Origin of the sequence: uncultured Sunxiuqinia sp. (assembly GCF_947495665.1) — a bacterium.
Taxonomy (GTDB): domain Bacteria; phylum Bacteroidota; class Bacteroidia; order Bacteroidales; family Prolixibacteraceae; genus Sunxiuqinia; species Sunxiuqinia rutila.
Window position 1 is genome coordinate 88,783 of the sequence record NZ_CANLZV010000015.1, and the last position, 24,162, is coordinate 112,944.

Annotated in this window: 23 protein-coding genes; 4 read left to right on the top strand and 19 right to left on the bottom strand. The window is 44.7% G+C overall.

Going from position 1 to position 24,162, the window contains the following annotated elements; genetic code table 11:
• Positions 1-98 precede the first annotated feature (98 nt).
• The 8 genes from Q1A18_RS15825 to Q1A18_RS15860 all read right to left on the bottom strand — a co-directional run bounded on the left by Q1A18_RS15825 (position 99) and on the right by Q1A18_RS15860 (position 10,128).
• Positions 99-1,331 carry a hypothetical protein gene (locus Q1A18_RS15825; protein WP_299582754.1) on the bottom strand — a complete coding sequence of 411 codons (1,233 nt, stop codon included), beginning with the start codon at positions 1,329-1,331 and terminating at the stop codon, positions 99-101.
• 114 nt (positions 1,332-1,445) lie between these two features.
• Positions 1,446-2,462: an adenosine deaminase gene (locus Q1A18_RS15830; RefSeq protein ID WP_299582757.1), complete on the bottom strand. Its 1,017-nt coding sequence runs from the start codon at positions 2,460-2,462 to the stop codon at positions 1,446-1,448.
• Between the two features lie 284 nt (positions 2,463-2,746).
• On the bottom strand, positions 2,747-3,481 hold the full coding sequence (locus tag Q1A18_RS15835; protein WP_299582760.1) for a hypothetical protein: 735 nt from the start codon (positions 3,479-3,481) through the stop codon (positions 2,747-2,749).
• Positions 3,482-3,588: 107 nt separating this feature from the next.
• A complete protein-coding gene (locus tag Q1A18_RS15840) occupies positions 3,589-4,119 on the bottom strand; it encodes a hypothetical protein (RefSeq protein ID WP_299582763.1) in 531 nt (176 codons plus the stop codon).
• Positions 4,120-4,391: 272 nt separating this feature from the next.
• Complete coding sequence (locus Q1A18_RS15845; RefSeq protein ID WP_299582766.1) at positions 4,392-6,863, bottom strand: alpha-ketoacid dehydrogenase subunit alpha/beta; 2,472 nt, start codon at positions 6,861-6,863, stop codon at positions 4,392-4,394.
• Positions 6,864-6,979: 116 nt separating this feature from the next.
• The gene (locus Q1A18_RS15850; RefSeq protein WP_299582769.1) at positions 6,980-7,369 is read right to left on the bottom strand and encodes a four helix bundle protein; all 390 of its coding nucleotides are present in this window, start codon (positions 7,367-7,369) and stop codon (positions 6,980-6,982) included.
• 34 nt (positions 7,370-7,403) lie between these two features.
• The gene (gene lpdA, locus Q1A18_RS15855; RefSeq protein ID WP_299582772.1) at positions 7,404-8,765 is read right to left on the bottom strand and encodes a dihydrolipoyl dehydrogenase; all 1,362 of its coding nucleotides are present in this window, start codon (positions 8,763-8,765) and stop codon (positions 7,404-7,406) included.
• Between the two features lie 37 nt (positions 8,766-8,802).
• Positions 8,803-10,128 carry a dihydrolipoamide acetyltransferase family protein gene (locus Q1A18_RS15860; RefSeq protein ID WP_299582774.1) on the bottom strand — a complete coding sequence of 442 codons (1,326 nt, stop codon included), beginning with the start codon at positions 10,126-10,128 and terminating at the stop codon, positions 8,803-8,805.
• Positions 10,129-10,313: 185 nt separating this feature from the next.
• Here Q1A18_RS15860 and Q1A18_RS15865 point away from each other — a divergent pair, with 185 nt between their 5' ends.
• From Q1A18_RS15865 to Q1A18_RS15880, 4 genes are all read left to right on the top strand, one after another.
• Positions 10,314-11,030 carry a GntR family transcriptional regulator gene (locus tag Q1A18_RS15865; RefSeq protein ID WP_299582776.1) on the top strand — a complete coding sequence of 239 codons (717 nt, stop codon included), beginning with the start codon at positions 10,314-10,316 and terminating at the stop codon, positions 11,028-11,030.
• Positions 11,031-11,466: 436 nt separating this feature from the next.
• A complete protein-coding gene (locus Q1A18_RS15870) occupies positions 11,467-12,783 on the top strand; it encodes an aspartate kinase (RefSeq protein WP_299582779.1) in 1,317 nt (438 codons plus the stop codon).
• A gap of 399 nt (positions 12,784-13,182) precedes the next feature.
• On the top strand, positions 13,183-13,527 hold the full coding sequence (locus Q1A18_RS15875) for an RNA-binding protein (RefSeq protein ID WP_299582782.1): 345 nt from the start codon (positions 13,183-13,185) through the stop codon (positions 13,525-13,527).
• Positions 13,528-13,541: 14 nt separating this feature from the next.
• The gene (locus Q1A18_RS15880; protein WP_299582785.1) at positions 13,542-13,739 is read left to right on the top strand and encodes a cold-shock protein; all 198 of its coding nucleotides are present in this window, start codon (positions 13,542-13,544) and stop codon (positions 13,737-13,739) included.
• 204 nt (positions 13,740-13,943) lie between these two features.
• Here Q1A18_RS15880 and Q1A18_RS15885 read toward each other — a convergent pair whose 3' ends face one another.
• From Q1A18_RS15885 to Q1A18_RS15935, 11 genes are all read right to left on the bottom strand, one after another.
• Positions 13,944-14,708, bottom strand: coding sequence for an MBL fold metallo-hydrolase (locus Q1A18_RS15885; RefSeq protein WP_299582788.1), 765 nt, complete (start codon positions 14,706-14,708; stop codon positions 13,944-13,946).
• Between the two features lie 2 nt (positions 14,709-14,710).
• Positions 14,711-15,211 carry a shikimate kinase gene (locus Q1A18_RS15890; RefSeq protein ID WP_299582791.1) on the bottom strand — a complete coding sequence of 167 codons (501 nt, stop codon included), beginning with the start codon at positions 15,209-15,211 and terminating at the stop codon, positions 14,711-14,713.
• A complete protein-coding gene (locus tag Q1A18_RS15895) occupies positions 15,211-17,835 on the bottom strand; it encodes a DNA gyrase/topoisomerase IV subunit A (protein WP_299582794.1) in 2,625 nt (874 codons plus the stop codon). The genes Q1A18_RS15890 and Q1A18_RS15895 overlap by 1 nt, the downstream gene beginning before the upstream one ends.
• A gap of 51 nt (positions 17,836-17,886) precedes the next feature.
• A complete protein-coding gene (locus Q1A18_RS15900) occupies positions 17,887-19,719 on the bottom strand; it encodes a DNA topoisomerase IV subunit B (RefSeq protein WP_299582797.1) in 1,833 nt (610 codons plus the stop codon).
• Between the two features lie 284 nt (positions 19,720-20,003).
• A complete protein-coding gene (locus Q1A18_RS15905) occupies positions 20,004-20,495 on the bottom strand; it encodes a DNA starvation/stationary phase protection protein (RefSeq protein ID WP_299582800.1) in 492 nt (163 codons plus the stop codon).
• 30 nt (positions 20,496-20,525) lie between these two features.
• Positions 20,526-21,401: a universal stress protein gene (locus Q1A18_RS15910; protein WP_299582803.1), complete on the bottom strand. Its 876-nt coding sequence runs from the start codon at positions 21,399-21,401 to the stop codon at positions 20,526-20,528.
• Between the two features lie 64 nt (positions 21,402-21,465).
• On the bottom strand, positions 21,466-21,696 hold the full coding sequence (locus Q1A18_RS15915; protein WP_299582806.1) for a hypothetical protein: 231 nt from the start codon (positions 21,694-21,696) through the stop codon (positions 21,466-21,468).
• Positions 21,693-22,061, bottom strand: a complete 369-nt coding sequence (locus Q1A18_RS15920) for a phage holin family protein (RefSeq protein WP_299582809.1) — start codon at positions 22,059-22,061, stop codon at positions 21,693-21,695. The genes Q1A18_RS15915 and Q1A18_RS15920 overlap by 4 nt, the downstream gene beginning before the upstream one ends.
• 26 nt (positions 22,062-22,087) lie before the next feature.
• Complete coding sequence (locus Q1A18_RS15925) at positions 22,088-22,375, bottom strand: YtxH domain-containing protein (protein ID WP_299582813.1); 288 nt, start codon at positions 22,373-22,375, stop codon at positions 22,088-22,090.
• A gap of 625 nt (positions 22,376-23,000) precedes the next feature.
• Entirely contained in the window at positions 23,001-23,531 is a 531-nt protein-coding gene (locus Q1A18_RS15930) for a DUF308 domain-containing protein (RefSeq protein ID WP_299582816.1), read from the bottom strand.
• Positions 23,532-23,728: 197 nt separating this feature from the next.
• Complete coding sequence (locus tag Q1A18_RS15935; RefSeq protein ID WP_299582819.1) at positions 23,729-24,142, bottom strand: response regulator; 414 nt, start codon at positions 24,140-24,142, stop codon at positions 23,729-23,731.
• Positions 24,143-24,162 lie beyond the last annotated feature (20 nt).

Here is a 24,162-nt window from a genome sequence, read left to right on the forward strand (position 1 = left end):
ATCAATTTCCGGGGTTCAAATTCCAGCTTTCAAAAGGCACAGGCCATTGCATGCAAAATACACCCAAACCTGTGACTGAAAACTGTACTGATTAATTTTTAGTGTACAAAATGCTGAATAGCCGCATGACCGATGGCAATGAATTCCTTCCGACGATCCAATTTGGCTGTTCCGTAGGCATTCAGGAAGCCTTCCTTCCCTTTGGCCAGCAAATATTGATGGGCAGCAATAATGCAAGCTCCTTCGTAACCAATTTGCTTCAGGTTATCGCTGAGCGGATTGCCATCGCCACCATAAACGGTAATCGGGTCTAAAGCTGGCGTATTGTGCTCGGTACCGAAGGTAATCACAAAGCCTTTCTCGTTGAAAAAGTTGACAAATTCTTCCAGGATTTCCGGCTTGTTCCGTCCCGGAATCAGCTCCAGCGAATACACTTTTTTATCCACCAGGCTTTCATACAATTTCTCGTAATCCCCTTCAAAATCGGTAAATTCTCCTTTGGGATTATCCAGCAAAACCGGATAACAAGGGATCCCTCCGGCCTGAACAATCAATTCAATGACTTGCTCCAGACTTAAGAAGGCTTTATCATCTTCCGGAACAAAGGCTTTTCCACCCGATTTCAACAGGTTTCCACGAATCTCATTTTCCAATCCGGCAAAATCCGACATGGCCGATTTAGGCGCTTTCCCGTCAAACAGCTTTTCAAAAAATGCTTTTTGGTCTTCTTCTGAAGTATATTTTTTAGCCGCCGCCTCACGCAACGCTTTGGCAATATGACGCTCGCGCAACAGGTTTTTCGCATACTGTTCACGCATGGCTTGGAATGAGAAAACAAAATCTTCACCCAATTCCTTCAACCAGGCATTCAGCTTGTCAATCATCTCTCCGGTTTGGCGATTACTCTCATCCTGCACACGCAGCAAGCGCTCCACCATTTCGGCATTCAGCTCAACCGGATACTTGAGTCCTTTGCCACTAAAATACGTTCGACCGGGGTTGTTGGGATCATTCACGCGGACACCCTGAGCCTGTAAATCCTTCTGCAAGGCCATGAATTCAATATTGAATAAAGGAAAGATATTGAATTGTTTGGCACGCTCGTTGAATTCAGTGTACCCATCCGTGGTATAAAAGTCATTGATGCCTAACACTTTCACCTCTTCCTTTTTAGCCATTTCAAAAACCTGAATAATTTCTGAAAAAGCACTGAATGAATAAGGCGTATGAAAATGCCCGTTTACCTGAAGGATGTTTTGGCTCACATCTACTGTCTCAGCCAACAGTTTACGCTCTTCAGGATATTGATTAAAAATTGATTCGCTCGTCATCTTTTGCTTTGTTTTAATGATACTGCAAATAAAGCGAAACAAGTAACCAAACCCATCCTTGGGTGTCCTGTACCCGAAACAGCGACGCAAAAAACCTAAAGAGCTTTAGGCTAATCAGGCATTTGCATCGGCATACTGTTCGATAGCTTCCAGATGCCTTTCCTTTTCCGGTTCAGAGAGCAAGCTGGCCACAAATGAATTTTTGGTTAGCTGAACCAGTTCTGTTTTGGTTAGCCCAAGAGCCTCGGCCGAAGCCTGGTAGTTTTCGTTCATGTATCCGCCAAAATAAGCCGGATCATCCGAATTGATGGTCACCAATACGCCTTGATCCATCAGTTTTTTCAGCGGATGGTTCTGCAGTTTATCCACAGCCTTCAAGGCCAGGTTTGAAAGCGGACACACGGTTAGCGGGATTTGTTTTTGAGCAAGTTCGGCCACCAGTTCAGGATCATTGATTGATGAAATCCCATGGTCTACCCGGATCACCTTCAACAAATCCAAGGCATCCTTCACGTTGGCTGCCGGTCCTTCTTCGCCTGCATGAGCAACAGTCAGAAAGCCTTCCTCGCGAGCTTTGGCAAACACGCGTTCAAACTTGGCTGGCGGATTGCCTTTCTCGGATGAATCGAGCCCAACCCCCACAATCAGGTCTTTATAGTCGAGCGCTTCTTCGAGGGTCTCAAAAGCCGAAGCCTCGTCCAGGTGGCGCAAAAAGCACATGATCAGCTGACTGCTGATACCCAACTTCTCCTTCGCATCCTGCAAGGCCCGGTTAATACCATTAATGACTGTTGCAAACAGCACCCCACGGTCGGTATGTGTTTGTGGATCGAAAAAGATTTCGGTGTGCACCACGTTCTGCGCTTTGCATTTCAACAGGTAAGCCCAGGTGAGGTCGTAAAAGTCCTGTTCTTCCAATAACACGTTGGCTCCTTCGTAGTACAAATCCAAAAACTCCTGCAGGTTCGAAAAATTGTAAGCCTGCTTCAAAGCCTCAACCGAAGGGTACTTCAGTTCAACCTGATTACGTTCGGCCAGTTTAAAAAGCAATTCGGGCTCAAGCGTCCCCTCAATGTGCAAGTGCAATTCCGCCTTAGGCAGATCGTGTATGAATTCGTTTAACGTTGTCATCCTATCCGATTTAATTTTTTACAAAGTTCCAATTCTTTTGATAATAACTGGCAACAACCAAAAAGGTTTTTTGCGAAGCTCATTCCCGCACACGAACCAGCTCCTGTTAAAATCACCCAACCTCCTGTTGCTAAAAATAGCTTGCAGCAGGCTGTTTTATAAATGCAGCATTCAAATATAACTATGCAGCATGCCTTTTTATAGTTGCAGAAGCCTTCTGCACTAGCAAAACAATATGCTGCAGCATTAAAACAGCATGCTGCATTAGTAAATTAACCTTCTGCTTATTCTTTTTGCTTACTTCTGGCTCGTTGTTCAGCCTGAAACTTCCTGCGCATAAACGGACTGACATAGCCCCGTTGCCGGGAGGGCATCTGCCGAAAAACATATTTACCGCAGGTGCGTAACTCATCCACCCGCTTTTTCAGGTAAGCATAGGCCCGGTCGCGAAGTTCTTTGGCAGGGTTCGTTCTGGGCGAAACCGAAGCGTGCCATGCCGGTAAATCATTGGCCAGCTGCCGGGCCTGCGCCAACTCATCAAAGTTGAAGCCAATAGCCAAAAGCAGGTCGGAATATGCCTCGCCCAGCACCGCCAAATCATTTAATGATTGGTACAAGGCCGCATAGGGCGTTCTTTTGACCGATGCCCTGAGCGTTTTCAGCAAATCGGGCTGGCGCCTGAAAGCAAAACGCATGTTAGCCGCCACACTTTGCTGCAACTGCCGCGCCTCCTGCTGTTTTTCCCGCAATGCTTTAGCCTGCGGATCCACCTGTTTCTGCTCCTTCTTCCACTTTCCCTGGTAATAACTCAACAAGTCAATTCCAAGCAGAAGCTCATCAAAAACGACGGGCGACAAACCAACCTCCAGCAACTCCTCCCGGTCTTCCTGGCTCCACACATATAAATCATGGGCCTCCTGCAGGCATGTTGGGACGGGTATTGCCGGACGTTTGACCTGCCTGGACGGAATGGCCTTCAAGGCATCCAAATGCTCGGTGGTCGGTTGAAAAACAGCCATAAGTTTATTTATTGGTGCAAATGAAGTCTCAAGTTAATAAAACAGATCACATGGCGCAACAAACAAAGCAGGCTCATTCCGCTTCATCCTACCCACAAGCCCAGCACTTATTTCCCCTGCCCTTTGAAGTAATCCTGCTTTTCGGCAAACAAAATATTGAAGCTGGTCAGGCTACCGTAAGCGCGGGTAATATACTGCTGCAAATGCACCTTATCGGCATCATCCAGCTTGGGATGGCTGTTGATGTTTTGCTCCAGCACCCGCAAGCGGTCACGCAGCATGACTATCTTATGGAAAAAGTTGTCGATGGGAATTTCCTTCGTTTGCAAGTCCCGGTTTCCGGGTTTTAGCTCCATCACGCCGTCTTTCCACTTTTCGCCCAGCTTCACCGTGTGAGTAATCCCCTGGTACTTATCCAGCACAAAGCTCATCACCTCCTCAATATCAGCAAGCGACAAGCCGGTTCGAGGCTCGGTCTCCGGCGCTTCAAGCACCTCCAGATCCTCATTATACTTGCTCATTTCCGACTTCCCTCCACGCTCAAAAAAGATTTCATAAATCGTTAAATGAGACCGGGCAATAATTCCTTCGCCATATACGGGGTGCGTAACCCGTGTGCCTACTGCTAATTCATTCATAGTTTTTGGACATTAGATTTTCAGATACTCAGATTTGCAGACAACTTCAAAATTAGAAGCAAGATCCTGGAGATAGCCAATCAATTTTCAAGTGCCTGTTTCGGCAATGAATTTAGAAAAATGATTGAAAACCCATGCGGCTGGTGTTAGGAAAATGAGGAGAAAGAAATCATCCGGCCAGCTGCCTCAACAAAAAAAGTCTCATGCCATCAAAAGCATGAGACTTTTAGAATTATTATGGGAAGATAATAAGTAACAGCAGCCCAACAGGGCTAAATCCCTAATTTATTTCTTCGGATTTGTTCGGGTGTTGTAAAGTTACTTTTCACCACATGCCCTTTAAGGGGAACAATCTTTTCATGGATGGCATCAATGATCCAGTCGGCTTGCGGGAAGAATGCATCTTCCAGCTCATAAGCCGGCGTAATCCAGTTGCGCGAGCCCACCACTACCGGCGGAGCATCCAACTCATCAAAGGCCAGCTCAGTAATGGTCGAAGCCATTTCTTTCATAAACGAGCCACGAGCGGTAGCATCTCCGGTAATCACCAGTCGCCCGGTCTTTTTCAGCGATTCAATCACCGGCTCATAGTTGAATGGCACCAACGAACGCGCATCAATCACCTCCGCACTCATACCATACTTTTCCTGCAGCTGGTCGGCTGCTTCCAAAGCCCGGTACAGCGTAGCTCCAATACTCAGGATGGTCAGATCTTTACCTGCACGCTTCACATCGGGCTCACCAAACGGAATTTCGTAGTAGCCTTCGGGCACGCCGCCTTCGTGAAACTGCTCGCCAATATCATAAATCCGCTGGCTCTCGAAGAAGATCACCGGATCAGTGCCTTGCAAGGCTGTATTCATCAAGCCCTTGGCATCGTATGGCGTGGCCGGAAAAACCACTTTCAAGCCCGGAATGTGAGCGGGCAAAGCGGTCCAGTCCTGTGAGTGCTGGGCCCCATACTTCGAACCAACAGAAACACGCAACACCACCGGCATTTTAATCACATTCCCACTCATGGCCTGCCACTTGGGCAACTGGTTAAACACCTCGTCGCCGGCACGGCCCAGGAAGTCGCAATACATGATTTCGGGAATCACACGTCCGCCGCACATGGCATAGCCAATAGCCGTTCCCACAATCGATGCTTCAGAAATGGGTGAGTTAAACAAACGATGATAAGGCAGCGCTTCGGTCAATCCGCGATACACCGCAAAGGCACCACCCCAGTCGCGATTTTCTTCTCCATAAGCAATCAGAGTCGGGTCTTTGTAAAAGCGGTCAACAATGGCTTCGAATAAACCATCGCGCAAACCGTATTGCTTAATTTTAGAAAACGGCTTGCCATCCTTATCGAAGGCAAAACGCTCTTTGTTTTTCAATTGTTTCACCCGTGGGTTTTCCTCCATCGGATGGTTTACTTCCGGCTCACGTCCCGGCTCCATGCTGTCTGCCGGCGAATCGGAAAACATCATTTCACCAATCAACTCCGGATATTTCTCCATATCCATCAGCGGTGAAACAGTATCGTCAATGGACAATTTCAAGCCCCAGGTGATCAGATCGGTGGTATTGGCTTTCACCGCATCCAGCTCATCGGCTGTAGCCACACCCGCCTCAACCAGCTCGTTGCCAAACCAGATGATAGAATCCACAGCTTGCCAGGCTTCAACTTCCTCCTTAGACCGGTACGATGAAGCATCGGATGGCGAGTGACCACTGAAACGGTAGGTCAACACATCCAGTAAAACCGGCCCACGCTTTTCCTTCAGTATCTCGCGCTTGCGCTTGTATGCATCAATTACGGCCAGCGGGTTGTAACCATCCACACGCTCGGCATGCATCTGGTCGGCATTCAAGCCGGCACCAATACGCGCGGCTACTTTATAGCCCATGGTTTCGCCACAGGTTTGTCCTCCCATACCGTATTGGTTGTTCATGATATTAATGATCAGCGGCAAGCCACCTTTCATATCGCCTTCCCACAACTGATTGAACTGATCCATGGTCGCAAAAGTCAATCCTTCCCAAACAGGACCACAAGCCATGGAGGCATCACCAATATTGGCAACGACAATGCCCTCTTTGCGGTTCACCTTTTTGAAAAGTGCAGCACCAACGGCAATATCACCCGAACCTCCCACGATGGCATTGTTCGGATAAACGCCAAATGGCGTGAAGAAAGCGTGCATCGATCCGCCCAAGCCCCGGTTGAATCCAGTTTCGCGGGCAAAAATCTCAGCCAGTGTTCCGTAAATCAAAAAGCGAACAGCCAATTCCTTGGTGGTTCCCTGGAAGTTTGCTTTTACCGGAGCAAATGTTTTTCCATCGAAATGATTCTCCATCACATCGATCAGCTGCTCATCCGTCAGTTGATGAATGGCCGACAATCCTTTCGCCAGGATTTCGCCATGCGAACGGTGCGAACCAAAGATAAAATCTTCAACTCCCAGCGTGTACGCCATTCCTACAGCAGCAGCCTCCTGCCCAATAGACAAGTGAGCCGGCCCCGGATGGTTATAAGGAACACTGTTGTACTCCCCTTTGGTTTTAATTTCGTTGAGCATGGTTTCAAACTCACGAATGACAACCATGTCGTGATAAATGCGCAGAAAATCTTCTTTCGAGAAATTGGCTTTCTCATCTTCAATACTTTTGCTGTATTGGTTTACAGGAATCGGCTGGAAGCTTACCTCCCCCGCCTTCCTGACATCTTGCGGATCAATAAATTGTACTTTAGGCATATTTAATCAGTTTTATTCTATTTGCTTTACTCTTTCGTTAGTTTGTTATTCTGATATTGAGCTTCCTGTAAACAGTTTCAAATTCAAAGTTCCATGTTCCAAATTAGACTCAACAACTATTTGAACTTTCGCCCTTTCAACTCAGTCTCTTTCAGATAGGCTATAAACCCGCTGAGCATCTTACTGATCTCCATGGCCTGGTTATAAGCCTGGTCAAAATCGGCTTTTGAAATGTAGCCGGCATCCAATGCACGATAAAGCTGAGAACGGGCTTCACCACAAGAACCTTTTGAAAAGGACAAAAATTGACAAAACTCTTTATTTCCATCCCTTTCAAACCCTTCAGCAATGTTATCCATTACAGAACCAGACGAAGCCCGAATTTGACTTACCAGCTTGAAGTCGTTGCAGAAATCATTTCTTAACGTAAACTGATGAATCAACTTACAAAACTCACGTGCAGCCTTCCAAACATTTAAATCTTCAAAACGCTCAACCGTTGCCATAACCTGGAATTTGAAACATGAAATTTGGAACTTTTTAAAACTGAAATATCGTTTCCTTAATGATTTCGCTGACTGTTGGGTGGGGAAACACAATTTCCTCCACATCTTGAACACGCAACTGGGCCTCAATTAAGGCGCAGGCACCCCAGATCATTTCGGAGCAGGCTCCTCCAACCAGGTGAACTCCCAGAATTTCCTTGTATTTTTTACCCACAATCACCTTGCAGAATCCATCTTTCCCTTCATTCTCGGCCACAAAACGTCCGGCATAAGCCATCGGCAACTGGCGCACCTCCACCGCTATTCCTTTTGCCTTTGCAGCGGACTCGGTCAGGCCAACACCGGCTATTTCCGGATGGGTATATACTACGCCCGGAATGGCTTGGTATCGCATGACATCTTTACGTCCCAACATGTGGTTGATGGCCACTTCGCCTTCGCGACTAGCCGTGTGTGCCAGCAACGAAAAACCGGTAACATCACCTGCAGCATACACATTGGGAACATTGGTACGACAATGCTGATCAATTTTAATTCCCCTGGGGGAAAACTCCACCCCAATGTTTTCAAGTCCGATGCCATCCACATTGGCTTTACGCCCCACCGACAACAACACCTCATCACCAGTGATCGATTGCACCTGCCCGTCTTTCTCAAAGATGACTTCCTTGCCTTTCAGCTCAGTCACTTTCGCGTTCAAATGATAATCAATCCCGCGCTTGGTAAATTCCTTGCGCACAAAAGCGGCAATATCTTCATCCACCCCAGTCAGGATTTCCGGCAACATTTCAATAACCGTTACCTTGGAGCCCATGGCATTGAAGAAATCGGCAAACTCAGTTCCGATCACCCCTCCGCCAATAATCACCAACCTTTGGGGCAGGGTTTTCAACTTCAGAATTTCGCGGTTGGTGGTAACAATGTTTTGATCCAATCCCGGAATGGGAGGAACAGCCGCTTCCGAGCCGGAGCAGATCAAAAGGCGTGTTGCCTGGTAATCTTTTCCGTCAGCCGTAAGGGTAATCACATCACCGCGCTTTTCCTTGATGACAGCTTCAGCCATCACCACTTCGGCTTTGGCATGTTTCATCTTGGCGCCAACACCGGCAACCAGCTTGCGCACCACTTTATCCTTGCGCTTCATGATTTTGCCGAAGTCAATGGAGACAGGCGACTCAATGGCAATACCATATTTGCCCGCCTCGTGGGCATACTCCAAAACTTTAGCCGAATTCAGAAGCGTTTTGGTTGGGATGCATCCTTCATTCAGACACACCCCACCCAAAGCTCTTTTGTCAAAAATTACAACGCGCATTCCTTTGGCACCGGCGCGCTCGGCAGCAACGTATCCAGCGGGACCACCGCCTAAAATTGCTATATCAAATTTGTTACTCATTGTTTGGATTTTCAGATTTATTGGCTTCCCGGAAAGCTCACAGCGTCAGGTTTTCAATTTGTTCTTTAATTTCTTTCAGGAACAGGGTGGCTTCGCCGCCATCCAGCGCCTGATGATCGTAGGTCAGTGAAAGCCCCATCATCGGCACAAAACCATACACACCGTCGCCTAAATCCTTTGGACGGGGAACAATGGTGCAGACCCCCAAAATAGCCGTCTGTGGCAGATTAATAACCGGCGTAAACATCTCAACCCCATAATTACCCAAATTGGAAACAGTAAAGCTGGCCGCTTCCGGCTTCAGCAACTCAGGATCAACATTGCCTTTGCGGCACTGCCCGGCTACAGTAGCCAGCTGCGACGAAAGCCCTTCAATGGAAAGGTCATCGGCATTTTTAATGGCCGGCACCATCAAGCCACGTTCGGTGTCTACAGCCAGCCCCAGGTGCACTTTCTTAAACCAGCGCATGCTGTCGCCAATGAAATGCGTATTCACCTGCGGGAACTTTTTCAACGCCTGAATCACTGCAAAGCACACCATGTCATTAATGGTAATATTTTGAGAAACTTCTCCAGCCTCCAGTTTCTTTTTAAAGGATTTCCTCAGCGCCATAATCTGACGGGCATCGGCACTCATATGGTGGGTGAGCTGGGCCGAATTCTGCAACGACTGGTGCATGGCTTTAGCAATCAGCTTGCGAATATTGGTCAGCTTCTTCACTTCAAAGTCATCCCCATAAACCGGGTTGTACGAAATCAGGTTTTCAGCAGCTGCACGACCGCCCAATCCCGTGGTTTCAGCAGCAGGAGTTAAGCCTTCAGCTTTTGCTTTTTCCTGAGCCAAGGGAGTGAGCTTGGGCAAAGCCTCCGCAGCCCCTGCAATATCCTGCGCAATGATGCGACCATAAGGCCCGGAGCCTTGCACCTTACCATACGGAACACCCAGCTTCTCGGCCATCACTTTGGCCCGGGGCGAGATTTTCACGTTGCCTTCAGGCTGCCCGCTTAACACCACCGGTTTTTCTTCGGTATCCGGAATTGCTTCGACTTCAGGAACCGTTTCTGCCTCGGCGGCAGCATCAACAGGTTGTTCTCCCCCCGGACGAAATTCATCCACACTTTCGCCACGTTGACCCAAAACAGCCACATTAATCAATACAGGAACTTCGTCGCCTTCTTCAAAAAAGACAGCCAGAAGTTCTCCGTCCTCTTTCGCTTCTTCCTCAAACGAAGCTTTGTCCGTTTCATAGGAAAACAGCAAATCACCTGCTTTCACCTGATCGCCTACCTGCTTGTACCATTCTCCGATGATGCAAGTCTCTACAGATTGCCCCTGTCGAGGCATAATTACCGGAATAGCCATATACGTTTATTTCACTTGTTAATACATAAGTTCGATTCATCGTCCATTCACAGCCACACACAACTACCACAGCACATGGCTTTGACAAATTTACGGTTGTAAACTTACATCATACAACTTGTATTTACAAGTTGAAATTAAGAATTTAAATATTTTTCTTACTTTTGATTTTCATTCAACAAGCTATGGTGCAAGAACTCCGAATTCCACAGTACAAAAAATTATACGAAATTCTGCGTAAGCATATTCTCTCCGGCGTTTATGAAGAAGGCAGCTTACTTCCTTCGGAAAATGAACTGTGCGCGGTTCACAACATGACACGCCCAACAGTGCGCCATGCCCTGGAAGCCCTGGTGCAGGATGGCTTCATTTACAAGAAACAAGGCAAAGGAAGCATTGTCCAAAAGCCTCCTCAAGACATTGGTATTTTATCGATATCCGGCACATCATCGGCTATTGGGAAACAATACCTGCAGACACAAATTCTGCAAAAACCAACGATCAGAGCTTGGCCTACGCCTTTCAACTTTGACCTTTCGGAAGCTGAAAAGGACTTTGGTTGTATTTACATGGAACGCCTTCGTTTTGTGAATGAACAAGCCGTATTTTACGACATCAACCACATTCCTAATATCAATCTGCCGCGCTTTACCAGCCGAACATTTGAGAATAAATCACTCTTTGACATTTTAAGAGGACACTACCAGATTGAAATTAAAGGAGGCGAGCAAAAGCTAAAAGCCATTAAAGCAGATGATAAAATAAGCCAGCTGCTGAATATCAAAAAAGGGGAACCGGTACTTTATGTCGAGCGGAAACTATCGACCAACCGGGATGGTTTTCACATTTACTCCACCATCTATTTCAACTCGGAAAAGCACGCGATTTTCGGTAATTTCTAGCACAAAGAGGCAAGTCAAAAATCTCGATCCTTTATACAAAAAGAAAGGTGGACATCCGTGCATCCACCCCTAGCTGCACATAAATCTCTTGAGAAGAGACTGGATATCCACCAAAAAGTCTTTGATTACAAAGTTAATGACAATTTCATAAAATCTTAACTATTATACAACACCTAATCAGCAGCCTTTTTTTGCGCTTAAATCAACAATATGTACAACAAGAGATGCCATCACAAAACCCATAAAACACTAGCTATCAAAAACAAAACCTCCTATCCACCCCAGACGTATTATTTCATGAAACCTGGTGGTTAATATTTATTCATTTCTTGCGCATAAACATTCACCTCTTTCGTCTAAAACCTAAAATTTGAGAAAAAAAATTTTAATCTTTGTGTTTCAAAACACAAAACTTTTAATGAATAAAAATCAGACTATGAAGGTTTTAAAATTTGGAGGAACATCAGTTGGAAGCGTTGAAAATATGAACGCTGTTATGAACTTAATTACTGATGGAAAAAAAAAGCTGGTGGTTCTGTCCGCGATGTCAGGAACGACCAATGCTTTAGTTGAAATTTCTGACTACTTACACAAGAAAAACAAGGACGTTGCACGAGCTCAGATCGGTAAGCTCGAACTACAATATAAGGAAGTTGTTTCCAATCTTTTCAAGGAAGAAGCCCGAAAAAAGGAAGGCCTGCAAATCATCAAAAAATGCTTCGAAACGATTCGTCAAGAAGCTAGCGGAGCATTTGACCAGACCAACGAACAAGCCATTCTGGCGCAAGGAGAACTCATGTCAACCGGCCTGTTCACCCAGCTTATGCTTGAAAACGGATACAACACCAAGCTTTTGCCTGCGCTCGACTTCATGCGAATCGATGCAGAAAAATCAGCCGATCTGCATGCCATTACGGTCAATATTGAAAAAGTGATGAAAGAAGTTGGCGATGCCGACTACTACATTACCCAAGGTTTTATTTGCCGGAACGACAAAGACGAAATCGACAATCTGCAGCGTGGTGGATCAGACTACACCGCATCCTTGATTGGGGCAGCTCTATATGCCGAAGAAATCCAAATCTGGACCGACATTGATGGGTTTCACAACAACGACCCCCGCTATGTTAGCAACACCAAAAAGATCGAACAGCTATCGTTTAACGAAACCGCCGAGCTGGCTTATTTCGGAGCCAAGATTCTGCACCCGCAAACTGTTCTTCCGGCCAAGTTGCACAACATTCCGGTTCGCCTGAAAAACACGATGAACCCAAGTGATCCGGGCACACTAATCACATCAGAGACCAGCGGCAGTGGCATTAAAGCGGTGGCAGCCAAAGACGGCATTACAGCCATTAAAGTTCGTTCCGACCGTATGCTTATGGCTTATGGTTTCCTGAAAAGCATTTTTGAAATTTTCGAGTTTTTCAAAACGCCAATCGACATGATCTCCACATCAGAGGTAGCCGTTTCGCTGACCATCGACAACACCAGCAAACTGAAAGACATCCTGAAAGAGCTTAAAGAATATGGTGAAGTTTTGGTTGACGAAGAGCAAACCATTATTTGTATTGTTGGTGACATCATTGGTGAAGAGCGTGGTTTTGCATCAAAAGTATTTAATGCCTTGGAAGGCATTCCAATTCGTATGATTTCTTACGGTGGAAGCCGTCACAATATCTCCGTTTTGGTTCCTACAGCCTTCAAGCAAAAAACATTGCAGGCCATAAGCGACAACCTGCTGGAGAACTAACAACATTAAGTTACCAATTACCAGTCGGCTCCAAAAACGGGAGGTGAAGCCCTACAATAAACCACCTTCAACTTTGGAGCCGACTGCGTAATTAGCTACGCCTCTCAAGCTTCACATTCAAACGCCATTTTTTTTAGGGCACCTCAATTTCAATAAGCCAAGCAGTTCTCCTCCCATTCCTCAAAAAAAAATCACGCGAAGGCCTTCCTTCGGCCTACAACAAGCGCATTCAGGCAAAAATGCTCCTTGTTATTAACTTTTTCAGCATTTAATTCCGCTTTCATATTGATTATCAACAAAAAGAAAATCGAAAATAATTCATTTATTTTCCCCATTTTATTTTTTTTAAAGCAAAATTAGTCTACATTTGCCATTCACATTTTTATTTTAATACTGATTATGAACATTTTTGTAGGAAACCTCAATTACGCAATTACTGAAGATGATATGCGTGAGATCTTTGAGGAGTATGGTGAGCTGACTTCTGTAAAGTTAATCACAGACAAATTTACTGGTAGAAGTAAAGGATTCGGATTCGTTGAAATGGCTAATGCTGAAGAAGCCCAAAAAGCGATTGAAGAATTGAACGGTGCAGAAGTAGAAGGACGCTCTATGGTTGTTAATGAGTCTATCGAGAAAAAGAGAGACAACAACCGTGGCGGCGGTGGCTTCCGTGGTGGCAACAACCGTGGCGGTGGCGGCGGTTACGGCCGTAGAGACAACAACTTCAGATCAAACTACTAATTAGGAGCTTGATTATGAAAGGTACTGTAAAATGGTATGACGCAACCAAAGGTTTTGGATTTATCCTGACCGAGGACAACAAAGACATCTTTGTTCACCGTTCTGGTTTAGCTGATGCCTACGCTGGTCTTGACACTGACGAGACTGTAGAATTTGAAATTGGTCAAGGAAACAAAGGACCAATTGCAACGAACGTAACTAAAGTAGACTAATTCTGCGATTGGAGCGGGTACTTTTCGAAGTCAGCTCCTTCAATTAACGATATTTATCACTACTTGTATTATTAAAAGCCTGGCTTCGGTCAGGCTTTTTTTATTTAGTACGTCCATGATTTTCCAAAAATAAGCAATAGGCAATTGCTCTTCAGAATACTTCTACAAAGCAAACCGGAAGATCAAAAAACTAAAAAGACACAGCTAAATTGCAATTATTTCGGTGGGTGCGTGCCTGGAGGTTAACTCAATCCGATAGGTTTGGCTAAGGCTTTCAAAAACCGCATAGGCCTTCTCCGGCGTATTGTTCTCGCCTGAAAGGTGACTCAGCAGGATGGTATGCAACTGTTCCCCGGCATGCTCCTTCAATAACAAACAAGCCTGTTCGTTGGACAAGTGTCCCCTATCAGAAGCCACGCGCTGTTTCAGGTAATAAGGATACGGGCCATTCATCAGCATATCGTCATCGTAGTTACTTTCCAGAAAAACAGCATGACAGCGGGCAAACTCAGCTTTCACACGTTCGCAGGCTTCTCCAATGTCAGTCATCACACCAACATGTTTGCCGGCATAGGAAACCCGAAAAGAACAAGCTTCCACTGCATCGTGTTGTTTGGAAAAGGGTAAAACGGAAAACTCGCCAACCTGAAATTCTTCATTGGGTTCAAACCAGCGGGGCGTTTCAGGCCGGACAGCCTTACGCATGGCCAAAAACGTTTTTTTAGTAAGGTACACCGGAATCCCCATGCGCTTGCCCAACACGCGGGCACCCCGACAATGATCGCTATGCTCATGCGTGATCAGAACTGCCTTCAACTTGGAAGGATCAATCTGTTTCTGCTCCAACCGAAGTTGAATTTGCCTGGCCGACAAGCCAGCATCAACCAAAACCGCTTCTTTTTCATTCCCCACATAATAGCAATTTCCATTGCTTCCCGACGCCAATGCACAAATTTCAAGTTGACTCACGTTCAATTTTTTATTTCAGCAATAATTTGCTCTGGTAAAATCTGATCTCCTTTTAAAATACATTTTGCCTTTTCGTAAAATGGCCGACGAACAGCCATCGCATTTTCGATAAAGGCCAGCAACTCCTCATTGGATTTCCCTTTGATGAGCGGACGTTCTGTTTTTGATTGACTCAGCCGGTCGGCCAACGCTGCTGTTGGCACATCTAAAAAAACACACAACCCGGCTTGGTTCATCAGCTCCATATTATCAAAAAAACAGGGAGCCCCACCTCCGGTAGCAACAATAACCCGGTCAAAATCGGCAACTTCCATCAGTGCTTTTTGTTCCTTTTTTCGGAATGCCGTCTCCCCCTCTTCTGCGAAAATCTGTGGGATCGACTTAAAGTATTTTTCCTCAATATACTTGTCCAAATCAACAAACGGAATATTCAACTGCTCCGAAAGCTTTCTCCCCAAGGTTGATTTTCCACAGCCCATATATCCGATCAAAAATACTTTCATCAAAACAGTGACATTTGATTTTTATCGTCTTCTTCCTCTTCGTCCGTACGCTTCACTTCAAAAGGCACATCGTCCGAAACTTCTTCCGGTTCGATATCCGAAGCCGGCTTATCATCCTCATCCTTCACAATTGGTTCAATCTCGGTAATATTCTCAACCTCGTAATTAGTCAACCGCTTGCCTCGCGCTTTGTACGATTTTACACCAATAAACTCGGCCACCTCAATAATTTCATTTTCCCGCGCCGAATTTTTCCCGCCAAATTCAATCTCCAGACGGGGATAATGCACCCAAGTTAAGCTAACCAGCTTGCTGTCGGGATGATCACCAATAAAGCTGATGCGTCGTCCCATGGTTTCGTCTATTTCAAAACGCTTAACGTAGTAATATTCCTGCTGGGCATCGTAATACACTACCGATAATATCTTGGCATGGTCAAACTTCTCAATCACTAGGATGTCCGGATCGAAATGATTTGATAAGTCGAAGTTATACAACTGATACTCTCCGTTCTTGTAAAGAACCAAAATCTTGTCTTCCCCCTGGAACTCGCCCAGGAACTTACCTCTTGAATCGGAATTAATCCTCAACACATCCGGGTCAAACCATATTTTCCGTCCACCAAGGGTCGAAACCCCTTTTTCCTTCAGGCTGATTTTGTGCACATCGTTCTTCGTCAGGATATTCCCCATGGCTCCACGGCCTTTAATGGCCAACTCGCCAAAGTCCACTTCAAAGTTGAGTTTTTTCAGGCGTGCCTTATGTTTCAGGGTAACCCGCAACACTTCGGCTTCGCCATTGGGGTTGGCACTGAAATACCAAATTCGGGAGCCCGCTGTTCCTTTAGTCAGGTCATATTCTTTATCACGGGTCATGCCGGTAACGGCAAAACGTTTCATGTAGAACGTTCCTTGTCGTCCATCACGATAAACCACATTGTAAATCGTCCGTTTATCGTTTCTTTTGAATACGCCAAGGTACTGAATGTTTTTGCCCACAAACGCTTTTTCCGACACTTTGGTCACGAAATACGTTCCATCTTTCCGGAAAACAATAATATCGTCCATATCGGAACAATCACAAACGTATTCGGCCTTGCGCAAACTTGTTCCCATAAAGCCTTCTTCCCGGTCGAAATAGAGTTTTTCGTTGGCAACAACCACCTTACTGGCTTCGATGCTTTCAAAACTTCGGATCTCCGTTTTGCGCTCCCGTTCCTTACCGTACTTATCTTTTATCCGTTGGAAATATTCAATCGTAAAGGGAACGATGTTTTGAATTTTCCGGATGATTTCTTCAATTTCATCTTCAATCGACTGAATATGATTGTTGGCCTTATCCGTATTGAATTTAAGGATACGCGCCATGCGGATTTCCATCAACCTCAGAATATCATCCCGCGTTATCTCCCGCTTCAGCTTAGGCTTCCATGGTTCCAGCCGATGATCAATATGAGCCACCGCCTCGTCCATATTTTCGGCCTGCTCAAACTCTTTATCCTTGTAAATGCGTTCTTCAATAAAAATCTTCTCCAAAGAGGAAAAGTGCCAGGCTTCTTCAAGCTCCCCCTTGCGGATCTCCAGTTCCAGCTTAAGCAAAGCCAACGTTTGATTCGTGTTGCGTTTCAAAATATCGCTCACGCCAATGAAAAGCGGCTTATCATTTTCGATAATACACGCGTTGGGTGAAATGGAAACCTCACAATCAGTAAAGGCATACAAGGCATCGATGGTCTTATCAGAAGATACTCCGGCGCCAAGATGCACCAGAATCTCCACCCGATCAGAAGTGTTGTCATCAATGCGTTTTACTTTGATTTTATTTTTATCGTTGGCCTTAATAATCGATTCGATTAGGCTTGAAGTGGTCTTTCCAAAAGGCAGTTCTGTGATGGCCAAAGTTTTGTTGTCCACTTTCTCAATCTTGGCACGCACCTTTATAGCTCCTCCGCGAAGTCCGTCGTTGTAACGCGAAAAATCGGCCGATCCGCCTGTTGGAAAATCCGGAAAAATTTCAAATTCCTCTCCCTTCAAATAGGCGATCGAGGCATCAATAAGCTCATTGAAGTTATGAGGAAGAATTTTCGACGCCAACCCAACTGCAATTCCTTCTACACCTTGGGTTAACAACAAAGGGAACTTAACAGGCAGAGTAATGGGCTCTTTCTTCCGCCCATCATAAGACAATTTCCAGTTGGTCGTTTTGGGATTGAACACTACATCAAGGGCAAATTTTGACAAACGAGCCTCAATGTAACGTGGAGCGGCTGCCCCATCGCCGGTTAAAATATTTCCCCAGTTTCCCTGGCTGTCAACCAGCAAATCTTTTTGTCCCAGCTGAACCAGAGCATCGCCGATAGAGGCATCACCGTGTGGGTGATATTGCATGGTTTGCCCAATGATGTTGGCCACTTTATTGTACCGTCCATCATCCATCTCGCGCATAGCGTGCAAAATACGTCGTTGAACGGGTTTCAATCCGTCATTGACATAAGGCACTGCACGTTCTAAAATAACATATGATGCATAATCAAGAAACCAATCCTGGTACATCCCTGACAAGTAGGTAATGCCATCACTTTTATCAGCCTGCTGACTATCTTTGTTTACTTCCTCTTCTGCCACAACGATTTTATTATAGGTAAAACTTTAGGTTCAATCAATCACGCGAATGAATTACACTTCGTCTTTTTCCACATAGAGGTTATCGATGATAAACTCCTGCCGGTCCGGGGTATTTTTCCCCATGTAAAAATCAAGCATCTGCGAAACAGATTCATGTTTTTTCATTTGAACGGGCTCCAGACGAATATCCGGACCAATAAACTTCTTGAATTCATCGGGTGATATTTCCCCCAATCCTTTGAATCGGGTAATTTCTGGCTTGGCTCCCACCGCTTTTACGGCCGCCAAACGCTCTTCTTCGGAATAGCAATAAAAGGTTTTCTGCTTATTCCGAACACGAAACAAGGGGGTTTGAAAAATATAAAGGTGTCCTTTTTTGACCAACTCCGGGAAGAATTGCAAAAAGAACGTGATTAATAACAAGCGAATATGCATACCGTCCACATCGGCATCGGTGGCGATAATAACCTTGTTGTAGCGCAAATCTTCCATGCTTTCCTCAATGTTCAGAGCAGCCTGCAACAAGTTAAATTCCTCATTTTCATAGACCACCTTTTTGGTCATTCCATAGGTGTTCAGCGGTTTTCCACGTAAACTGAACACCGCTTGCGTATTCACATCGCGCGACTTGGTAATCGATCCACTGGCCGAATCTCCCTCGGTGATAAAAATCGATGATTCGCTTTTGCGCTCATGGTTTTTGTTGTAATGAATTCGACAGTCGCGCAATTTTTTATTGTGCAGGCTCGATTTTTTCGCCCGTTGCTTGGCCAGTTTTTTGATCCCGGAAATAGCCTTTCGCTCACGCTCCGACTCCTGAATTCGTCGCAGCAACACCTCGGCCACCTCCTGATTTTTATGCAGGTAGTTGTCCAGTTCCTTCTGAATAAAGGAGACCACATGGTTACGCACGCTGGGGCCGTCAGGGCCAATGTCGCGTGATCCTAATTTGGTTTTGGTTTGAGATTCAAACACAGGCTCTTCCACCTTGATGCTGATGGCCGCAATGATGGATGCCCGGATATCGGAAGGATCAAAATCCTTTTTGTAGAAATCACGCACCGTTTTCACAATGGCTTCACGAAAAGCAACCAAGTGGGTTCCTCCCTGCGTGGTATGCTGCCCGTTTACAAACGAATAATAGTCTTCGCCATATTGATTGCCATGGGTAAGAGCCGCTTCAATATCTTCGCCTTTCAGATGAATAACCGGGTAAAGAGGCTCGGCATCCAGATTTTCTTCCAGAAGATCTTTCAGTCCATTCTTTGACTGAAATCGTTCTCCGTTGCACAAGATGGTTAATCCGGCATTCAGGAACGAGTAATTCTTCATCATGTTATCCACATAGTCCTTCTGGAAGCGGAAACTTCTGAAAATATCTCCATCCGGCACAAAGGAAACCATTGTTCCATTGGGTTCCTCAGTTGTTCCCAGTTCTTTCTCCTCAACGACCTGTCCTCTTGAAAAAGCAATCTCTTTGACCTGTCCTTCCCGAAATGCCTTGATGACAAAGCTGGTCGACAAGGCATTCACCGCTTTTATACCAACTCCGTTCAGTCCAACTGATTTTTTAAAAACTTCCGAGTCGTATTTGGCCCCGGTATTCATTTTCGAAGCAACATCAAGCAGCTTGCCCAAAGGAATTCCACGTCCAAAATCGCGTACACTTACCAACTCGTTTGAAACATGAACTTCGATTCTCTTACCAAAGCCCATCATAAACTCATCAATTGAGTTATCCATGACTTCTTTTAGAAGCACATAAATTCCATCGTCAGAGGCAGTTCCATCACCCAGCTTTCCGATATACATTCCGGGACGCTTCCGGATATGTTCCTGCCAATCAAGCGTTCTTATCGAACCTTCATCGTAATTAGGAGTCATACTTATTGCTATTTGTCACAAATATAAAGAAAACAAAACACCCTTGAAGTCCCTCGATTTTGTCAATAATTAACAAACCACGGTTGAAAACTTCCTTGGGAGGCCAAGTTTGTAAAAATAGTCATAAACCTTGATCCTTTGCTTAAAAAGTCATTAATTCATCGCTATTTACTTTCACTCTTAATTAGGATTTAACGGTTAAAAACAGCGCCGGTCGGTGTTTTCAGGCAATAAAAAAGCTGTTGAAAAATCAACAGCTTTCTATAAATAAAATTTAAATTTGACTATTTGTCTTCCATCCAGGAAGTGAACATCCAAAAATATTTTTCGGTCTGCTTTACCATTGAGTTAACCAAGTCAATGGTGGACACATCCCCCAAATCATTGGCCGTTTCAAGGACATTAATCATTTGCGACAACAAAATCTCGAAGTCACTCAGAATTTGTCCAACCATCTCTTCGGGGCCGGGAATTCCCTCGGGTTCCTGAATTTTGGAAATGGTCAGGTATTCCTGTAAGGTTGCCGTTGGGTGGGCTCCAAATACCCGCACCCGCTCAGCCAAATCATCAATGTTCACTTTGGAAAAATCGTATAATTCCTCGAACTTCTCATGCAAATCAAAAAAGTCTTTGCCGGTTACATTCCAATGAAAATTGCGTAATTTCTGGTAATGGACATGGTAACTGGAGATTAAACGATTGATTTGCTCGATCAGTTCTGAGGTATCTTTTTGGTTAAATCCTAGTCTTACAAATGTTTTTTCTTTTGTTTCCATGGTCTTCCTCTTTCGCTTTTAATGAATTCGTTATTTCAGGTTTTCTTCGTGATAGACCAATACCGGTCGTTTAAAATGAGTGAGCACATAGTGTGTTTCCGATGAAGAAAACAGGTCAGCTAAAAAGCCTTTTGTTTCTTTCATGATCACAAGGACGTCTGGTTTTTCATCTTCCAGGTATTTTTTCAATCCCTCGCGTACATTTTTCTCATGCGAATGGGCAAAGTTCAATTGAAATCCCTCGATACTTTCCTTGGTCATGGTTTTAAATCCGGTCCATTTCAAAATCGATTCAAAATTGGTGGATTCCAGGTTGTGAAAAACGGTCAGACTGCATTGGCTCAGGCCTTCTGTCAATTCTTTCAAGTGGCGCATGGCCTTAAAATCTTCGGGGTGAAAGGCTGTAGCATACAAGTATGTATTGATGCCCGCCGTAGGAGTATCGTCGGGAAGAATTAAAACCGGGCAAGCTACTTTATCAATGATATTGGGATAGTTGATTGCTCCGGTGTCCAGTCCGGAATAGCTGTTGTAATTGCTCATTAGCAGCAAAACATCTTTCTCTTCCTCTATCGTTTTATTAACAACACTCAACCGGTCATTCTCCACCACATCCAGCTCATAAGGAACGTTTTGTGGGTGAAGCTCCAGGTATTTTGCCACAATGCTTTGCATTTCTGTTCGGGCTTGTTCAAAATCTTTTCTCAATGTTTTCTCGGCCACGCGAAGGCTAGCATCAATATTAGAGCCTGTTGGCTCAATAAAAGCACCGCTTCCCATCCAATTAAAGTCCAGCACATAGCTTATTTTAAGTTTTCGCTGTTGCTGGTTACTTAAGTTGAAGCCCGAAAAAATGAGGGGTTCCATATTTTTTGAGGTATCCAGTAGCAATAAATTTGTTTTCATGACTTTTTGATTTGAGTTCTATTGTTGCAGGGCAATCATCGTAAAATGACAACTAACCCTTATTTTATTTTGTCGTTGATTCGGGATCCGCTTCTTTTTGATGTTTTCGATGTCGAAAAAACAACTGCAGGGCAATCTTTAAACCTGTTTCAAAAGCCAGGTTCTTAACATACCCTGTAAAGGCTTGTATCGCCTCGCCGGATTGATCTTTCAATTTATCTTCCAAATAGCGCGACTTAAAGCGTAGGTTCTGTCTTTTCAGTTTCAATTCACGCATGTTTCTGATGTCCTTCATAATTCTACCTCCTCTTCTTCATCGTCAAACAACAAGGAGGAATACTTTCTTAAAACCAGCGAGGTAACCAACTGTTTTTTCAGTAAGGCAAACAGGACAACAAGCACAACAAGCACTCCGATGACAAGCAGCAAACCTGTCAGATAATCATGATAAACCTGCCCATACCAGGCAACAAATGCAGCAAAGCAGAAAAACACCACCATTGCTACACCCGTAATCAACACTAGGGTGCTGATAAAATAACTTGTAACCTGGGTTACTTTGCTAAGCACCGAAAGCTTCAACAGCTCAATGCGTGTCTGAACATACTTCTTTGTAACTTCACTCAGTTCATTGACATTATCTGATAGGTTTTTGCTCATAAGATTAGAGAATTTTAATGATTAGCTTACTTTCCACCGGCATCTGCCTGCGCTTTGGCTTCTTTTTTAACTTTCTCTTCCACTTCGTTTGTTTTCTCCTTGACCTGATCGATCATTTCATTAACCTGATCTTTCAAATGGTCAACTTTTTCTCCGATCACATCGGTCATGTCTTCAGATACTCGCTTCACTTTTTTCTGGATTTTCTTTCTTGTTTTTTCACCTTTTTCAGGGGCTAATAAAACTCCGGCTAATGCTCCAGCGGCAGCACCGGCAACAAATCCCAACAGGGCATTTCGTGTTGCTTTACTCATGGCTTCATTTTTTAATGGTTAATAATTAAGTTATCTAAATAGACGTCTTCCACTTATCCGACGTCCGCGTATTTGTGTTATTATCACGGGTCGTTGTTATTCGTCCGGACCGCATTCGGGAATTGCTTCCGCGGATGGTCTGTTTATCTTTAGCTGAATACGACTTGGAATTCAAATAAAGATTCATATTCTCAATTCGTTTCTTCAGATTCCTCATGATTTTTGTTTTTCAGCATTTACTTACAAAAGAGAAAAAACCATTCCAAAAGGCCCAGCCAACAACCTCACCCCACCATTTGCTGAATAACAAGAGCTTACAAACATCTCCCATCAAACAAACGGCTTTAAAGAAGTAGAATATGTTCCACAACTTGTGGAAAAACCTTATCAAGAGTTAAGCCTTGGGAAAATCAATTCATTAACCTAAGGAGAAGGCCAGGCAGCCCATTCCTTTATTCGAAGTTGTCCTGCAAAGTGCAGGCTTGCGGAAATGCACCTGATTAACGTGAGTGAAAACACCTTGGTAAGCCGGTTCGTAAACAGAAGCAAAATCTCAGCACCGAGAAGCTGAAGAAAATGATGCAGATTTTTCGACCACCGACAGAACAGGTAGGAACACCAAGGGCTATTGAAGGTGTTTTTGCGAAAGATTGGAAAGCAAACTGACTACCCCATACACCAGGGCAAAAGCCCCAATAACCGTAGCCAGCGTTAATCCGCTGCGTAAAGGTTCGAAGATAAGCACCAACCCAAAAGACAAGGCAATGACGCTGCTGAGAAATAAGCCCCAATTGGTGATGCCGGCTCTTCGCAAGCTTGTAAACGAAAAAGCCATAAGCAATCCCCCCAATAAGGCCCAAATGGCCAGCAGAATAACAAAGAATGAAATTGTTCCACTAGGGTTATACAAAATCAGGAGCCCGATACCAAGATCAAAAATTAGCTCGAACACAAAAGAAGAGCGTCTTGGTCGGTTTTTGGAAAGCAGCAAAACAAGGCCCGACAAGGCTCCTTTCACCAAAAGGAAAGCGGCAACAAAGCGGGTAATGGACAGCAAGGTGAAACCCGGAAAAAACAAAAGCGCTACTCCTAAAAGGATCATGACAATCCCTCTCACATAGCTCAATGATGATTTGTCGGACAGTTGAAAATTCATCGTGATCAGTGGTATTTAATTTATATTACAAGTCTTCCTTCAATGGGATTCTGTCTTCGCTTACAGCTCAGCCCACTAAATCGACTTGAGAGGTTCATTCTAAAAACAGCAACTTCAGCTATAAAATTAAACGAAAAAAAAGAGTTTGCTGCAACGCCTACCGGCTGAGCGGATCAATGGGCAAAAATATCCACAAACTAATGAGGGGAATCATCCACACCTCTGCCGGCAATCAACACTTCAATTAAATCAGCCGAAACCGGTTTCTTCAAATAGGCACTCACAAAGGGATATTGCATGGCCAGGTCCCGGCTTTTCTTGCTCCCTGAACTTGACAGGATAAAGACTTCCGGCGTTTCAATATTGGCAACAAGCTCCTCAAAGCTATTCAAAAACGTTATGGCATCCATATCGGGCAAGTGAATGTCTATCAACACATAATCCGGGAATTTTTCAAACAATCCTTCTTGCTTAAGTTGTTTCAGGTAACTTAACAGGCCGGCTGCTTTTGAAAAACATTGGACCTGTTTTTTCAAGGTCTCCTGACTCAGGCTTCCCCCTTTCACGCCTAGACAGTCCTGATTCTCGTCCACAATGGCTATTTTCTTCAATAAATTTGATTGGCACATTT

Excerpts from the sequence above, each read along its gene's own strand:
- Q1A18_RS15840 (WP_299582763.1), bottom strand. The coding sequence starts at position 4,119 with ATGAATGAATTAGCAGTAGGCACACGGGTTACGCACCCCGTATATGGC.
- Q1A18_RS15890 (WP_299582791.1), bottom strand. The coding sequence starts at position 15,211 with ATGAAAGTATTTTTGATCGGATATATGGGCTGTGGAAAATCAACCTTG.
- Q1A18_RS15865 (WP_299582776.1), top strand. The coding sequence starts at position 10,314 with ATGGTGCAAGAACTCCGAATTCCACAGTACAAAAAATTATACGAAATT.
- Q1A18_RS15880 (WP_299582785.1), top strand. The coding sequence starts at position 13,542 with ATGAAAGGTACTGTAAAATGGTATGACGCAACCAAAGGTTTTGGATTT.
- lpdA (WP_299582772.1), bottom strand. The coding sequence starts at position 8,765 with ATGAGTAACAAATTTGATATAGCAATTTTAGGCGGTGGTCCCGCTGGA.
- Q1A18_RS15920 (WP_299582809.1), bottom strand. The coding sequence starts at position 22,061 with ATGAGCAAAAACCTATCAGATAATGTCAATGAACTGAGTGAAGTTACA.
- Q1A18_RS15845 (WP_299582766.1), bottom strand. The coding sequence starts at position 6,863 with ATGCCTAAAGTACAATTTATTGATCCGCAAGATGTCAGGAAGGCGGGG.
- Q1A18_RS15825 (WP_299582754.1), bottom strand. The coding sequence starts at position 1,331 with ATGACGAGCGAATCAATTTTTAATCAATATCCTGAAGAGCGTAAACTG.
- Q1A18_RS15835 (WP_299582760.1), bottom strand. The coding sequence starts at position 3,481 with ATGGCTGTTTTTCAACCGACCACCGAGCATTTGGATGCCTTGAAGGCC.
- Q1A18_RS15910 (WP_299582803.1), bottom strand. The coding sequence starts at position 21,401 with ATGAAAACAAATTTATTGCTACTGGATACCTCAAAAAATATGGAACCC.
- Q1A18_RS15930 (WP_299582816.1), bottom strand. The coding sequence starts at position 23,531 with ATGAATTTTCAACTGTCCGACAAATCATCATTGAGCTATGTGAGAGGG.
- Q1A18_RS15870 (WP_299582779.1), top strand. The coding sequence starts at position 11,467 with ATGAAGGTTTTAAAATTTGGAGGAACATCAGTTGGAAGCGTTGAAAAT.
- Q1A18_RS15860 (WP_299582774.1), bottom strand. The coding sequence starts at position 10,128 with ATGGCTATTCCGGTAATTATGCCTCGACAGGGGCAATCTGTAGAGACT.
- Q1A18_RS15925 (WP_299582813.1), bottom strand. The coding sequence starts at position 22,375 with ATGAGTAAAGCAACACGAAATGCCCTGTTGGGATTTGTTGCCGGTGCT.
- Q1A18_RS15915 (WP_299582806.1), bottom strand. The coding sequence starts at position 21,696 with ATGAAGGACATCAGAAACATGCGTGAATTGAAACTGAAAAGACAGAAC.
- Q1A18_RS15850 (WP_299582769.1), bottom strand. The coding sequence starts at position 7,369 with ATGGCAACGGTTGAGCGTTTTGAAGATTTAAATGTTTGGAAGGCTGCA.
- Q1A18_RS15905 (WP_299582800.1), bottom strand. The coding sequence starts at position 20,495 with ATGGAAACAAAAGAAAAAACATTTGTAAGACTAGGATTTAACCAAAAA.
- Q1A18_RS15875 (WP_299582782.1), top strand. The coding sequence starts at position 13,183 with ATGAACATTTTTGTAGGAAACCTCAATTACGCAATTACTGAAGATGAT.
- Q1A18_RS15830 (WP_299582757.1), bottom strand. The coding sequence starts at position 2,462 with ATGACAACGTTAAACGAATTCATACACGATCTGCCTAAGGCGGAATTG.
- Q1A18_RS15900 (WP_299582797.1), bottom strand. The coding sequence starts at position 19,719 with ATGACTCCTAATTACGATGAAGGTTCGATAAGAACGCTTGATTGGCAG.